12 protein-coding genes are annotated in these 14284 nt (G+C 63.2%); 8 read left to right on the forward strand and 4 right to left on the reverse strand.

The genetic code is table 11. The annotated features are described in order from the left end of the window. The first annotated feature begins 24 nt into the window (after positions 1-24). Together RPMA_RS09505 and RPMA_RS09510 are read left to right on the forward strand one after the other, a co-directional pair. Complete coding sequence (locus RPMA_RS09505) at positions 25-1257, forward strand: ABC transporter substrate-binding protein (RefSeq protein WP_211912576.1); 1233 nt, start codon at positions 25-27, stop codon at positions 1255-1257. Positions 1258-1670: 413 nt separating this feature from the next. Then, positions 1671-3287, forward strand: coding sequence for a sulfatase-like hydrolase/transferase (locus RPMA_RS09510; RefSeq protein WP_456243461.1), 1617 nt, complete (start codon positions 1671-1673; stop codon positions 3285-3287). Between the two features lie 171 nt (positions 3288-3458). Here the strand turns inward: RPMA_RS09510 and RPMA_RS09515 are convergent, their stop codons facing one another. Beyond that, positions 3459-5015 (reverse strand): ABC transporter permease/substrate-binding protein, encoded by a 1557-nt coding sequence (locus RPMA_RS09515; protein WP_211912578.1) that lies wholly within the window; start codon positions 5013-5015, stop codon positions 3459-3461. Then, entirely contained in the window at positions 5012-5794 is a 783-nt protein-coding gene (locus tag RPMA_RS09520; protein ID WP_211912579.1) for an ATP-binding cassette domain-containing protein, read from the reverse strand. The genes RPMA_RS09515 and RPMA_RS09520 overlap by 4 nt, the downstream gene beginning before the upstream one ends. 200 nt (positions 5795-5994) lie before the next feature. On the opposite strand from RPMA_RS09520, the gene RPMA_RS09525 reads away from it, so the two are divergent. Further along, positions 5995-6819 carry an ABC transporter ATP-binding protein gene (locus RPMA_RS09525; protein WP_211913588.1) on the forward strand — a complete coding sequence of 275 codons (825 nt, stop codon included), beginning with the start codon at positions 5995-5997 and terminating at the stop codon, positions 6817-6819. Next, positions 6816-7604 carry an ABC transporter permease gene (locus RPMA_RS09530; RefSeq protein WP_211912580.1) on the forward strand — a complete coding sequence of 263 codons (789 nt, stop codon included), beginning with the start codon at positions 6816-6818 and terminating at the stop codon, positions 7602-7604. Before RPMA_RS09525 ends, RPMA_RS09530 begins: the two co-directional genes overlap by 4 nt. Before the next feature lie 50 nt (positions 7605-7654). Here RPMA_RS09530 and RPMA_RS09535 read toward each other — a convergent pair whose 3' ends face one another. After that, the gene (locus RPMA_RS09535; protein ID WP_211912581.1) at positions 7655-8104 is read right to left on the reverse strand and encodes a cupin domain-containing protein; all 450 of its coding nucleotides are present in this window, start codon (positions 8102-8104) and stop codon (positions 7655-7657) included. Positions 8105-8232: 128 nt separating this feature from the next. On the opposite strand from RPMA_RS09535, the gene RPMA_RS09540 reads away from it, so the two are divergent. The 3 genes from RPMA_RS09540 (at position 8233) to RPMA_RS09550 (ending at position 11109) form a co-directional block, all read left to right on the forward strand. Beyond that, a complete protein-coding gene (locus RPMA_RS09540; RefSeq protein WP_211912582.1) occupies positions 8233-9285 on the forward strand; it encodes an ABC transporter substrate-binding protein in 1053 nt (350 codons plus the stop codon). A gap of 33 nt (positions 9286-9318) precedes the next feature. Then, positions 9319-10023 (forward strand): NUDIX hydrolase, encoded by a 705-nt coding sequence (locus RPMA_RS09545; protein WP_211912583.1) that lies wholly within the window; start codon positions 9319-9321, stop codon positions 10021-10023. Positions 10024-10155: 132 nt separating this feature from the next. Beyond that, positions 10156-11109, forward strand: coding sequence for a polyphosphate kinase 2 family protein (locus RPMA_RS09550; protein WP_211912584.1), 954 nt, complete (start codon positions 10156-10158; stop codon positions 11107-11109). A gap of 220 nt (positions 11110-11329) precedes the next feature. Here the strand turns inward: RPMA_RS09550 and RPMA_RS09555 are convergent, their stop codons facing one another. Next, positions 11330-12223 (reverse strand): dihydrodipicolinate synthase family protein, encoded by an 894-nt coding sequence (locus RPMA_RS09555; RefSeq protein WP_211912585.1) that lies wholly within the window; start codon positions 12221-12223, stop codon positions 11330-11332. A 425-nt stretch (positions 12224-12648) separates the two neighbouring features. Here RPMA_RS09555 and RPMA_RS09560 point away from each other — a divergent pair, with 425 nt between their 5' ends. Continuing rightward, positions 12649-14217, forward strand: a complete 1569-nt coding sequence (locus RPMA_RS09560) for a 2-isopropylmalate synthase (protein ID WP_211912586.1) — start codon at positions 12649-12651, stop codon at positions 14215-14217. The last annotated feature ends 67 nt before the right edge of the window (positions 14218-14284 follow it).

The raw sequence follows: 14284 nt of genomic DNA on the forward strand, positions 1-14284 counted from the left end.
GAAACGCAAAAGAAGGATTAGAAAATGCGTATCTCCACGATCTCCATTGCCGTGCTTGCGGCTGCCGGCATGATGGCCGCAAGTCCTGCGCTGGCGCAGAAGAAATACGGCCCTGGCGCCAGCGACACCGAAATCAAGATCGGCAACACCGTGCCCTATAGCGGCCCGGCCTCTGCCTATGGCATTCTCGGCAAGTCCTACGCGGCCTATTTCAAGCTGATCAACGAGCAGGGCGGCATCAATGGCCGCAAGATCAATTTCATCAGCTATGACGACGGCTACTCGCCGCCGAAGACGGTCGAACAGACCCGCAAGCTCGTCGAGAGCGACGAGGTGATGGCGATCGTCGGCAATGTCGGCACGGCGGCCAATGCGGCGATCCAGAAATATCTCAACGCCAAGAAGACGCCGCAGCTCTTCCTCGCAACCGGCGCCACGCGCTGGAACGATCCAAAACAGTTTCCGTGGACCATGGGCTGGCTGCCGAGCTACCACGCCGAGGCGCTCGCTTATGCGAAGTATATCCTGAAGGAAAAGCCGAACGCCAAGATCGGCGTGTTCTTCCAGAACGACGATTTCGGCAAGGACTATGTGAAGGGGCTGAAAGAAGGTCTTGGCGACAAGGCATCGTCGATGATCGTGATGGAGACCAGCTATGAAGTTTCCGAGCCGACCGTGGACTCCCACATCGTCAAGCTGAAGGCATCTGGTGCCGACACGCTGTTCTCCTTCGCCGTTGGCAAGTTCGCCGCGCAGTCGATCAAGAAAGTCGCCGAGCTCGGCTGGAAGCCGCTGCATATCATTCCGAATGCCTCATCGTCGCTCGGCAGCGTAATCCGTCCGGCCGGTTTCGAGAATGCGCAGGACGTGACGTCGGCGACCTTCGCCAAGGATCCCACCGATCCGCAGTGGAAGGACGATGCGGGCATGAAGAAATTCCATGCCTATGTCGAGAAGTACATTCCCGAGGGCAAGGCGACAGAGAGCACCGTGCTGACCGGCTACAGCATCGCCCAAACCATGGTGGCCGCGCTGCAGCAGTGCGGCGACGATCTCACCCACGAGAACCTGATGAAGCAGGCGGCCAATCTGAAGGGCCTGGAACTGGATGGCCTGCTGCCGGGCGTCACTGTGAACACCTCCGCGACCGACTACTCGCCCATCGACCAGTTCCAGATGATGAGCTTCAAGGGCGAGCGCTGGCAGCGGTTCGGCGACATCATCAAGGGCGAAGCACCGACGGTGGCTGGACGGTAACCCTCAAAACTCCGTCATGCCCGGCCTCGTGCCGGGCATCCACGTCTTTGCCGAGGACCAAGACGTGGATGGCCGGGATAAGCCCGGCCAAGACGGTTGGATATCGACGCAGGCAGCGCCCGGACGCGCCGCCTGCGTCGAAAGGTTCATTGCCTGTTCATGACACCGAGATTACGGTTTTGTGACATGCTGCGGGTCCGGTTGCGGCATGAGCCCACCGGCGTTGGCCGGGCAGGGCAGCTTCCTTGCCGGGTGTTCGCAGGCAAGTCATGCTGCCGTCGTCGATCCCAACCTTGTCGGCCCAATCTCTGCCGGCACGCGCCGGCCGCAGCCTCAAAGCGGGGCTTGCGGTCTGTTGGGGTGTCGCACGTGCGGCGCCGTTGCGCACGGCGCTGATTGCCGCCATTCATGGCATGGCGGTCTATGTCCTGGCCTCGGTGGAATATGGTCCCTTCGCCAATACGCTGGCGCTGCTGACCTGGGCACTGCTGAATTTCCTGTTCCTCGCCGTTTTCAAGCGCCCCGGCGTCAGCGCCATACTGGCGCTGCTGCTGGTCGCGGCGCTGATCGTGCTGTCGCAGTTCAAATACGGCATCACCCAGCTGACGCTGACCTTCCTCGATTTCCTGATCATCGACCGCGACACCATCTCCTTCATGCAGTCGATCTTCCCGCAATTGCGGACATGGCTGCTGATCGCGGCGGCGGTGGCCCTGCCGGTGCTGTGGGTGATCTGGCGCGCCGATCCGTTTTTCCTGCGCCGTCGCACTGCGCTTGGCTGTGCCGGCGCCTGCGTGCTCGGGATCATCGGCATGTCGGCCGCCAATCCCGAGAAGCCGTGGGAGCCGTTCCAGGGCGTCAACCACATTTCCAATCTCGCGCGCTCCGGCGTCGTCGCCGTCTCGCATCTGACGGCCACGGGCTGGATCGAGGCGGACGCCAAGAGCCTCGTCGGCTCCGCGCAAGCGGCGCCGATGACCGCATGCGAGCCGGGCGTGAAGCGGCCGAATATCGTGATGGTGCTGGACGAGTCCTCGTTCGACATCTCCGCGGCGCCGGGCATCAAGGTGCCCGCCGGCTATCAGGACTTCTTCACGTCGGCTGACGGCCAGCAGCGTAAGCTGATCACGGAGTCCTCGGGCGGGCCGACCTGGTACACCGAATTCAACATCTTCACCGGCCTGTCCGCGCGCTCCTTCGGCGCGATGAAATTCTACGTCACCCGCATCGCTGCCGGAAAGATTTCGCGCGGCCTGCCGCAGGCGCTGCAGCGCTGCGGTTACCGGACCTTCTCGCTGTATCCGACTTTCGGCAATTTCCTCAGCGCCCGCAGTTTCCAGCAGGGCGCCGGGATCGACGGCTTCATCGACATGGCTGACATGGGCGTCACCGAGGACATGCAGCCCGACAAGTTCTATTTCGATCAGGCGAAGGATCTGATTGCGCGCGAGAGCAAGCCCGATCAGCCGATCTTCGTGCTGGTCTATCTCACCGCCAATCATTTCCCGTGGACCACGACCTATCGCGATGATCTCACGCCATCAGGCTGGCAGGCGCCGGGTAATACGGCGGAGGTCGACGAATATATCCGCCGCCAGGCGATGACGGCGTCGGACTATAATGCCTTCGTCTCCCAGCTGAAGAAGGATCATCCGAACGAGCCGTTCCTGCTGGTGCGCTTCGGCGATCACCAGCCGGCGATTGCGCAGAAACTGCTGGAGCCAGATATCAAGCAGGCCAAGCGCGCCGACCGCATCATGAATCACGATCCGCGCTACTACACGACCTATTACGCGATCGATGCGCTGAACTACCGGCCGGAGCTGTCATCGGCGCTGCCGACCCTCGATGCCGCCTATTTGCCGCTGATGATCCAGGAAGCCGCCCGCGTGCCGCTCGATCCGTCCTTCGTCGAGCAGAAGAAGATCATGCAGCGCTGCAAGGGCGTATTCTACGGCTGCAAGGGCGGGGACGAAGCAAGCCGGTTCAACCGGATTTTGATCGACGCGGGGATGATCAAGAATTTGTAGAGGCTAATTGCGGTGGCTGCTGTCATCCCCGCCTAGCGCGCCGAAGGCGCGCGCGGAGCGGGGATCCAGTAAACACCGCCGACGCATTTCTATCATCACCGCCAGTGTCTACTGGGTCACCCGGTCCTGGCGCGCAATTGCGCGCACGGCCGGGTGACGACAAGCATTGGGTCATTTCCCAATCCTCTCCCACATCCACCGCGCCACACTCTCCGGCGAACTCGTCGCATCGTTCCCCGCGGCTCGCAGATTTGCCTCGCGCATCAGCGGCAGATCGATCTTGCCTAGCAGCACCTGCAGCGCGCCGCGCAGCCTCTCATCACCCGCGCGCTTCGGTGACAGCAGCATGATCGCATCATAAGGCGGGATCGCGTGCCTGGGATCATCCAGCACCACCAGATCATATTTCGCGATCAGCCCGTCGCTCGTATAGCCGGCGATCACGTCGACCTCGCCGGACGCCACCGCCGCATACATGAAGTCCGGCTGCATCACGCGCTGCGCCTTGAACGACAGGCCGTAGCTCTTCTGCAAGCCTGCCCATTCCGGCCGCGAGAAGAATTCATAGTCGCCCGCAATCGTCATGCTGCCGGCGCGCGCGGCGAGATCAGTGGCGGTCTTGATCCCCAGCGCGTCCGCCTTGGCGCGCGGCATCACCAGCGCATAGGCATTGGCGAAGCCGAGTTCGCCCAGCAGCGTGATGTCGGCCTTCGCCAGCGTCGTCTTCAGCTCCGCCAGCAATTGCTCGCGCGGCAGAATTTCGCTGCGGTGAAACTGGTTGGCCCACAGCGTGCCGGAATAATCGATGTAGACATCGATATCGTTCGAGGCGAGGGCATCATAGATGACGCTGGAGCCGAGGCCCTGCCGCGTTGACGTTGCCAGCCCCGCCGCCTGCAGGCGCTGCGACATCAGGGCGGCCAGCACATATTGCTCGGTAAAGGTCTTGGCGCCCACCACGATACGGGTGCCGGAGCGTGCAAAACTCGGTGCCAGTGTCGCGATCACCAGCGCGGCGATGCCAATCACGCCGGCCATCATGCGCAGGCGGCTGCGCAGGCGCATGCCGCTTTCGATCAGTGCTAGCAGCTGATCCACCGCCAGCGCCAGCACGGCCGCTGCCACGCAGCCGAAAATCACCAGCACCCAGTTTTGCGTCTGCAATCCCGCAAAGATGTAATTGCCGAGCGAGGTCTGTCCGATCGGGGTCGACAGCGTCGCGGTGCCGATCACCCACACCGCCGCGGTGCGGATGCCCGCCATGATCACCGGCAGCGCCAGCGGCAGTTCTACCATGGTCAGCGTCTGCCGCGGCGTCATGCCGACGCCTTCGGCGGCCTCGAGGAGCGCGGGATCGACGCCGTTGAGGCCCGTAATGGTGTTGCGCAGCACTGGCAGCATCGAATACAGCGCCAGCGCCAGCACCGCGGGCAGGAAGCCGAAAGCCGAGAAGCTGACGCCGAACCAGTTCAGCGACAGCGCCGCCAGCGCCAGCAGCAGCGGATAGAATAGCGCCAGCAGCGCGAGGCCCGGTACGGTCTGCACGACGCTGGCCACGCCAAGCAATGCGCCGCGCCACACCGGCCGATGTCGCGCGAAAACCGCCAGTGGCAGGCTGATGATGAGGCCGAGCGCCAATGCCGCGAGGCTGACACGCACATGGCTGCCGAGATAATCGGGCAGGTGGCCGAGCGCCGCGCTCCAGCGGGGATCGTCGAGGAGGTTCATGCGCCATCCCCCGCGATCAGGTGCTTCAGCCGCTCGGCCTGTCGGCGCGGGGTGCCGAGCAGTTCGTTGACATAGGCGTCCTTGCTCGCGGACAGTTCGGCCGGCGTGCCGGCGGCAATCAGGCGCCCCGATTTCATCACCGCGATCCGATCCGCAAGCAGTATCGCCTCGGTCATGTCATGGGTGATCATGATCGTGGTGAGTTTGAGCGTCCGATGCAGCGCCTGGTACTCGTCGCCGAGCGCGTCGCGCGTCAGCGGATCGAGCGCGCCGAATGGTTCGTCCATCAGCACGATCTCGGGTTTCGCTGCCAAAGCACGCGCCACGCCGACGCGCTGGCGCTGGCCGCCGGAGAGTTCGTGCGGATAGCGGTCGCGATGCGCGGTGCGGTCGAGCTGGACGAGATCGAGCAGCTCATCGACACGCGCCGCGATCTCGCCGGCCGGTATGCCCATCAGCCGCGGCGTGATGCCGATATTGTCGGCGATGGTCATATGCGGGAACAGGCCGCCGCTCTGCACGACATAGCCGATGCTCCGGCGCAGCGCGATCGGATCGACATTGGAGATATTCTTGGCCGCCACATGGACCTCACCGCCATCCGGCACGATCAGCCGGTTAGCGAGGCGCAGCAGCGTGGTCTTGCCCGAACCGGAGCCGCCGACCACCGCCAGGAATTCGCCTGCGGCGACGTCGAGAGAGACGTCATCGACGGCGGTGACACGGTCATTGTCGAAGCGTTTGGTGGCGTGCCTGAAGCTGATGAGCGGTGACGTCATGCGTGTTGCCGCCAGCGATCTCCAACCCTCCCCTGCAGGGGAGGGTGATCGCGCGTCGATGCTGTTGTGCCATGCAAACTCATGGCACAACGCTAACATGCCGGGCGCAGGCGCACCAAATTCGCAGCGTTGAATTCCTCGCCTCGCAACGCTAAGCCAGATCGGCAATTACAAGCTCCGGGGGAACGCGCGTGCAGGCAATGGAAGCCGCGGCATCGATGGCGGTGGCGCTCGATGACGCGACGGTGGCATTCGATGTCGCCGGCGGCAAAGTCTATACGGCGGTGGAGCAGGCGACGCTGCGTGTCGCGGATGGCGAATTCGTCGCCATTGTCGGCCCCACCGGCTGCGGAAAATCCACGCTGCTCAATGTGGCCGCCGGTCTGCTGCAGCCGGTCTCCGGCCATGTCCGTATCTTCGATCAGCCGCTCCGCGGTCTCAACACACAGGCCGGCTATCTCTTCCAGGCCGACGCAGTGTTCCCGTGGAAGACCGCGCGCGACAATGTCGCCATCGGGCTCGAGGTGGCCGGCGTCGCGCGGGAGGAGGCGGTCGAGCGCGCGCAAACCTGGCTCAATGCCGTCGGCCTCGGCGCCTTCGCAGCCCGCTATCCGCATATGCTGTCCGGCGGTCAGCGCAAGCGCGTGGCGCTGGCGCAGGTGCTGATCCGCAATCCGAAAATTCTGCTGATGGACGAGCCGTTCGGGCCATTGGATGCGCAGACCCGGCAGGTGATGGGCAATCTGCTGCTCGATCTGTGGACGCGGGATCGCAAGGCGGTGCTGTTCGTCACCCACGATCTCGAAGAGGCCATCGCGCTTGCCGATCGTGTCGTGATCATGTCGGCCGGCCCGAGCGCGCGCATCATCGGCGACTGGCGCGTGTCGCTGCCCCGGCCGCGCGATATTTTCGAGGTCCGTCTCGACAAGGATTTTCACGCTTTGCATCGCGAGATCTGGAGCGTGCTGAAGGCCGAGGTGATGACGACCTATGCGCAGGCGTCCGGCACGGGAGGTGCCGCATGAACCGCCCGGTCTTGCTGACATGTCAGATCATGGTCGCCGTCGTCGGCATCGCGCTGTGGCATCTGCTCACCAGCGTGGAGATCTTCGGCCGCGTGCTGCTGCCGCCATTCTTCTTTTCCACGCCGGTGGATGTGTTCAGCCAGGTGGTGTCCTGGTTCGCCTCGGGCATGATCTGGAAACATCTCGGCATCACGCTGCTGGAGTCGCTGCTCGCCTTCGTGATCGGCTCGACGCTTGGCGTGCTGATCGGCTTCTGGTTCGCGCGCCAGCCGCTGCTGGCTGCAATCTTCGATCCCTATGTGAAGATGGCCAATGCTCTGCCGCGCGTGGTGCTGGCGCCGATCTTCGCGCTGTGGCTCGGCCTCGGCATCTGGTCGAAGGTGGCGCTCGGCGTCACGCTGGTGTTCTTCATCGTGTTCTTCAACGTCTATCAGGGCGTCAAGGAAGTCTCGCCATCGGTGCTCGCCAATGGCCGCATGCTCGGCATGAGCGAGCGGCAATTGATGCGCCATGTGTTCTGGCCGTCGGCGCTGTCCTGGATGTTCTCGTCGCTGCACACCTCGGTGGGCTTTGCGGTCGTGGGCGCCGTGGTCGGCGAATATCTCGGTTCGGCGGCCGGGCTCGGCTATGTGATCCAGCAGGCCGAAGGCACCTTCGATGTCGCCGGCGTATTCGCGGGCATGTTCGTGCTGGCGGTGTTCGTCATCGCCATCGACATGCTGGTGACCGTGGTCGAGAAGCGGCTGCTGGTGTGGAAGCCGGATGTGAATGACGGGCGCGGGTAATCGCAGTTACACCGGGGGCGTGCCCCCGGTGTAACGTGTGTGCGAGCCGCTTACGGCAGCTGCTTCGTATCGTCCGGCGCCTGCGGGGGCGTCTTGATGGCGATGGCGCGGAACGGCTTGCCGTCGGGCTTGGTGCCGCCATGCGGCGTGCCCTTCGGGATCACGATCATGTCGCCGGCCTTCACCTTCACTTCCTTGTCGCCGAGCCAGACCGTGCCGGTGCCTTCCAGGATGTACTGGATCTCGTTGGTGTTGGGATGCATGTGCTTGGGCACATTGCCGTCCTGAACCGAGATGGTGACGCCGTCGGCGGCCACGAACATTTTTGAGCGGAAGCCGGACTGCGCGGCCGGCCCGAGCGCGTCGCCGGTCAGTTCCGGCACGGAAATCACCTGTGCGGTGATGTTCTCTGCGGCGAAGGCTTTCGGCACGAGATGGGTGGCGATGCCGCCGGCTACGAAGGTGGAGGCGAGCAGAAGGGCCGTGGTGATGCGAGACATGGATGTTTCCCCGAAATGAATTTTTGTTAGTGGTGAGATGCTAGGCGCGTCTGATCGCGTTGACCAGCACCGGCTTTCCAACCGGCCGAGGCTCATCTATCCTCCGCCGCAATGCAGCGGAGGAAGCAATGACAACAAACATCAAAACCGGATCGCGCCGTTTATTCCTGGGACGTGTCCTGCTCGCCGCTGTCCTGTCGCTGTTCGCCATCCATCCCGCTGCAGCGCAGAGCAAGGTGACCATCGCCATCGGTGGCGGTGCGTGCCTGTGCTATCTGCCCACCGTCCTTGCCAAGCAGCTCGGCGAATATGAGAAGGCCGGGCTCGCTGTCGAGCTGGTCGATCTCAAGGGCGGCTCCGATGCGCTGAAGGCGGTGCTCGGCGGCAGCGCCGATGTCGTGTCCGGCTATTTCGATCACTGCGTCAATCTCGCAGCGAAGAAGCAGGAGTTGCAGAGCTTTGTGGTCTATGACCGCTATCCCGGCCTCGTGCTGGTGGTGTCGCCCAAACAAACGGGCAAGATTACCTCGATCAAGGATCTCGCCGGCAAGAAAGTCGGCGTCAGCGCGCCGGGGTCATCGACGGACTTCTTCCTGAAATATCAGCTCAAGAAAAACGGCCTCGATCCCCAGGGCACCGCAGTGATCGGCATCGGCCTTGGCGCCACCGCGGTGGCAGCGATGCAGCAGGGCCAGATCGACGCCGCCGTGATGCTCGATCCCGCCGTCACCGTGCTGCAGGGCAGTCACAAAGACCTCACGATTCTCAGCGATACCCGCACCCAGAAGGACACGCTGGATGTGTTCGGCGGCGAATATCCCGGTGGGGCGCTCTATACGACGACGGCCTGGATCAAGGGCCACGACAAGGAAGTGCAGGCGCTCACCACGGCGATCATGAACACGCTGAAATGGATCCACACCCATTCGCCGGAAGAGATCATGGCGAAGATGCCAGAGACCATGGTCGGCAAGGACAAGGAGCTGTATCTCGCAGCGCTCAAGAACACGATCCCGATGTATTCGGAAACCGGCCTGATGGATCCGAAAGGTGCGGCGGCGGTGCTGGCAGTCTTCAGCGAGGGCTCGCCCGAGGTGGCGAAGGCCAATATCGATGTGAGCAAGACCTACACGAACAAATATGTCGAGCAGTACAACAAGACGGGGACGAATGCGAAGTAAGGCGTCTAACCGAAAACGCAGGCAGTCCGCCGCATGACGGCTCCCGCCATTCACCGCGTTGCCCGGCTCGACCTCACTCGCACCGACTGGCGCTGGCCGTTCGCCGATGAACGGCGCGCCGATATCGATGCGTATTTCGCGGAACAACGCGCCGGGAAGCCGCAGATGTTCAACGGTCGCGTATTGCTCGCGCGCCATCCGCTGTTCACGGGCGAGGGGCTTTCCAGCGACTATTTCGAAACGGATTTTGCCAGCTTTCTCGCCTGGCGCGATTGGGGCTTTCCCGATCGTGACGTGTTCAACGGTTTCGGCATGGGCGCGCTCCGCAGTGCCGATGGTGCGTTCGTGCTCGGCGAGATGGGCGCGCATACGGCCAATGCCGGGCGCATCTATTTCGCATCGGGCACGCCCGATCTCAGCGATCTGCGCGACGGTGTCGTCGATGTCGCCGGCAGCGTGATCCGCGAGGTCGAGGAAGAGCTGGGCTTGACCGAGGCGGACTATCTCATTGCTGACGATTGGTGCTGCGTAGTCACCGATCATGCGCTGGCGATGATGCGGGTGCTGACATCCGATCTGTCAGGCGAAGCGCTGCGCGAAAAACTCAAGGCCAATCTCGCTGCGCAGGCCGAGCCGGAATTGAGCGATATTCATCTCGTGCGCAGTCCGGCCGATTTCACCGCCACCATGCCGGTTTTCGTCACGGCATTTCTGCAAGCGCAATTCGCTGCCATGTAGGGTGGGCAAAGGCGCTCTTGCGCCGTGCCCGCCTGTACCAGCCGAGCACTTGAAGGTGGGCACGTCGCTGCGCTCCTTTGCCCACCCTACAGATTTCGGGTTACATTGGCGCAATTGCTCTTGGAGTGCCCGATGTCCGTCAAATCCGCCAAAGCCACCCTGAAGTCCTATGTCGATCCCTATCGCATCGACGGGTCGAAGCCCTTTCGTCTGAAGGATCACGACACCGATGCGTCGGGTGGTCTCCACAAGGATACCGGCAAGCGCATGATCGAAGTCAATGCTCGCCGGTTGCAGGAGCTGCAGGAGAAGCTCTATGCGCAGGACCGGTGGTCGCTGCTGCTGATCTTCCAGGGCATGGATGCCGCCGGCAAGGACAGCGCCATCGAGGCCGTGTTTGACGGCATCAATCCGCAAGGCTGCGAGGTGCATTCGTTCAAGCAGCCGTCGTCGAACGAACTCGATCACGATTTCATGTGGCGCCACACCGTGGCGCTGCCACAGCGCGGGCGGATCGGTATTTTCAATCGGTCCTATTACGAGGAATGCCTCGTGGTGCGCGTGCATCCAAATATCCTTGCCAAGCAAAAGATCCCGCAGGAGCTGGTCGGCAAGCATATCTGGAAGGAGCGTTTCGAGGACATCACGGCCTTCGAGAAATATCTCGCACGCAACGGCACCGTGGTGCTCAAATTCTTCCTCAACGTTTCCAAGGACGAACAGCGCGAGCGTTTCCTGTCGCGTCTCGACGAGCCTTCGAAGAACTGGAAGTTCTCCATGGCCGACATTTCCGAGCGCGCCATGTGGGATCAGTATCAGGAGGCCTATCAGGACATGATCGGCCACACGGCGACGGAGCATGCGCCCTGGCATGTGGTGCCGGCGGATCGCAAATGGTTCGCGCGCGTGGTGATCGGCTCGGCCATCGTGCATGCGCTGGAAAAGCTCGACCTGAAATTCCCCACGGTAGACGGCGACGACCTCAAGGAATTCAAGATGGTCCGCGAAGCCCTGGAGAAAGAGGGCGGCCCCGTCGTGAAGAAAGCCCCGTCCCGCGTGCGGGCGAAGAAGGCAGCGAAGGCGTAGCGGCAAGGAAGAGAGAGGTCGTCGCGACGCGCGGCGGCCGATGGCCTCCCTCCCTCAAGCGGCGAAGCCGCGCAGTGGGGAGGGTGGCGCGTAGCGCCGGGTGGAGTCTCTCCTCACGCACGGACGTCACGTGGGGAGAGACCCCACCCGTCTCGACGGCTTCGCCGTCGATCCACCCTCCCCACGGCGCGGCTTCGCCGCTTGGGGGAGGGAGAAGAGCTCAGCTCAGCGCCAGCTCCTTCAGCACCTTTGCCACTCTGTCCTGCGCGGCATCGGGCAGTGGCAGCACCGGCTTTGGTGGCTTCGCATCACAGATGCCGAGAGTATCCACCGCGGCATAGATCACCCGCAGGCTGGAATACTGCTTGAACAGATCCCACAGCGGCTGCAGTGCGCTGTTCAGCCGCCGGGCCTCGGCCGCATCGCCGGCCAGCGCCGCGCGGGTGAGGGCGAGGCAGCTTTGCGGGAAAAGTCCCGCCGCGACCGAGTACCAGGCGTCGCCGCCGGCCAGCAGCGCTTCGGTCACGTTCCAGTCGCCGGCATAGCCGATGGGGAAACCGGCCGGCACTGCCGCGCGCCGCTGCTTCAGGTGATCGGCGATCGCATCGGCATCGGGCGCGGTGCCCTTCAGCGTGGCGACGCCGGGAATGCGTGCGATGCGGCCGACAAGCTGCGGCGTGAAGGTGAAATGCGTGGTGGCAAAATTGTCGTAGATGACTAGCGGCAGGCCGGTCTCGCCGGCGATGATCTTGAACAGCTCATAGACCTCGTCGCCCGTCAGCGGCGTATAGGACACCGGCGCCAGCAGGCCGGCGGCAGCGCCCGCCGCCTTGGCGTCGCGGGCGAGATGGACCACCTCATCGGTGCGCAGCGCGCCGATGCCGACCAGCACCGGCACCCGGCCATTCACTTCCGCGATCGCGGCATCGGTGGCGCGGCGGCGTTCGTCGCGGGTGAGGAATGGGTAGGAGCCGGTGGAGCCGAGCAGGCCGATGGAATCCACCTTGGCCGCCGCCAGCGGCGCCACGAGGCGCTGCAAGGCCGGCGTATCCACCCGGCCGTTTGCATTCATGGGCGTGATGGGGAAGGCGGACAGGCCTTTGGTGAAGCTCATGATTGGGTCCTCGCAGTTGCAGCAAAATTTGTCGCCTGCCCATAAGTGGAGCGCAAGGCAAATGGCCGATTAGGTCAGCTCTCCTGACCCTCTTAGACGTTGCGACGCGGCAGCATTTGCGTCTAGAACAAACCCGTCGCGTCCGGCAAGGAACCGTCAATGGTTTCCGCCGACACTGAAACGTGACCTCGAAGGATACGATGCTGAACCGGACTGACATTGCTGGCGACACGACGGGAGCGGTTTCCGCTGCCCCGCGCGCCATTGCGTCGTCTCCAGCCCTCCTTCTCGGCGGTCTGCTTCTCCTTATCGGCCCCTGAGCGCCGGCTGGGCAGTCATGCCTGGGCACTTAGGGGATGCGAACCGAACACAGCAAACCTCCGGCGCCCCCCACAGACAGCGCCCCGATTTTTAAGGAAGATCCCATGACCACCACCCCGAAGTCCGAGAAGGACCGCGTTTTCATTTTCGACACCACCCTGCGCGACGGCGAGCAGTGCCCCGGCGCCACCATGACGTTCGAAGAGAAGCTGGAAATCGCCGAGATGCTCGACGATATGGGCGTCGACATCATCGAGGCCGGCTTCCCGATCTCGTCGGAAGGCGACTTTGAAGCCGTGCACGAGATTGCCAAGCGCTCGAAGAAGGCCGTCATCGCAGGCCTCGGCCGTGTCAATCCGAAGGACATCGATCGCTGCGCCGAAGCGGTGAAGCCCGCCGGTGATCGTGCCCGCGTGCACATGGTGATCGCGACCTCGCCGCTGCATATGCGCGTCAAGCTGAACATGACGCCGGAGCAGGTGATCGACGCTTCGGTGGCCGGCGTCACCCGCGCGCGCAACATGGTCAGCAATGTCGAATGGTCGGCGGAGGATGCCACCCGCAGCGACATCGACTTCCTGTGCCGCATCACCGAAGCCGTCATCAAGGCCGGCGCCACCACGGTGAACCTGCCGGACACCGTCGGCTACACCACGCCGGAAGAATACACCCGCATGTTCCGCACCATCCGCGAGCGCGTGCCGAATTCCGATCAGGCGATCTTCTCGGTGCATTGCCATAACGATCTCGGCATGGCGGTCGCCAATACGCTGGCCGGCCTGGATGGCGGTGCGCGCCAGATCGAATGCACCATCAACGGCATCGGCGAACGCGCGGGCAATGCGGCGCTGGAAGAAGTCGTGATGGCCATCAATGTGCGCAACGACAAATTCCCGTACTGGAATAACATCGATCCGACCACGCTGACGCGTGCGTCGAAGGTGGTGTCGGCTGCGACCTCGTTCCCGGTGCAGTACAACAAGGCCATCGTCGGCCGTAACGCCTTCGCCCATGAAAGCGGCATCCATCAGGATGGTGTGCTGAAGGACGCCTCGACCTATGAGATCATGACGCCGGCCTCGGTCGGCTTGAAGCATTCGTCCATCGTGCTGGGCAAGCATTCCGGCCGTCATGCCTTCGTGCATCGTCTGGAGGAACTGGGCTACAAGCTGGGCAAGAACCAGATCGAGGACGCCTTCATCCGCATGAAGGCCCTGGCCGACCGCAAGAAGGATATCTATGACGAGGATATCGAGGCGCTGGTCGATCAGGAAATCATCCAGGCCCACGATCGCATCAAGCTGAGCTCGCTGACGGTGATCGCCGGCACCCACGGTCCGCAACGCGCGACCATGAAGCTGAACATCGAGGGCGTAAACAAGATCGAGGAAGCCGAGGGCAACGGCCCGGTAGATGCGGTGTTCAACTGCATCAAGGCGCTGGTGCCGCATGAAGCGACGCTGGAACTGTATCAGGTCCACGCCGTCACCGAAGGTACCGACGCGCAGGCCGAAGTCTCGGTGCGTCTCGCCCATGACGGCCGCTCGATGACGTCCCGTGCCGCCGATCCGGACACGCTGGTCGCCTCGGCCAAGGCCTATCTCGGCGCGCTGAACAAGATCGTCATGAAGCGCGAGCGCGACAAGCCGGCGCCGGTGGCCGCGGCGAGCTGATGCTCGTATTTCCCGCCTCGCGAAACGCGGCGTCCTCACGTGCGCCGCGTTTTTGCATTGCAGTGAA

The organism is Tardiphaga alba, assembly GCF_018279705.1.
Taxonomy (GTDB): Bacteria; Pseudomonadota; Alphaproteobacteria; order Rhizobiales; family Xanthobacteraceae; genus Tardiphaga; species Tardiphaga alba.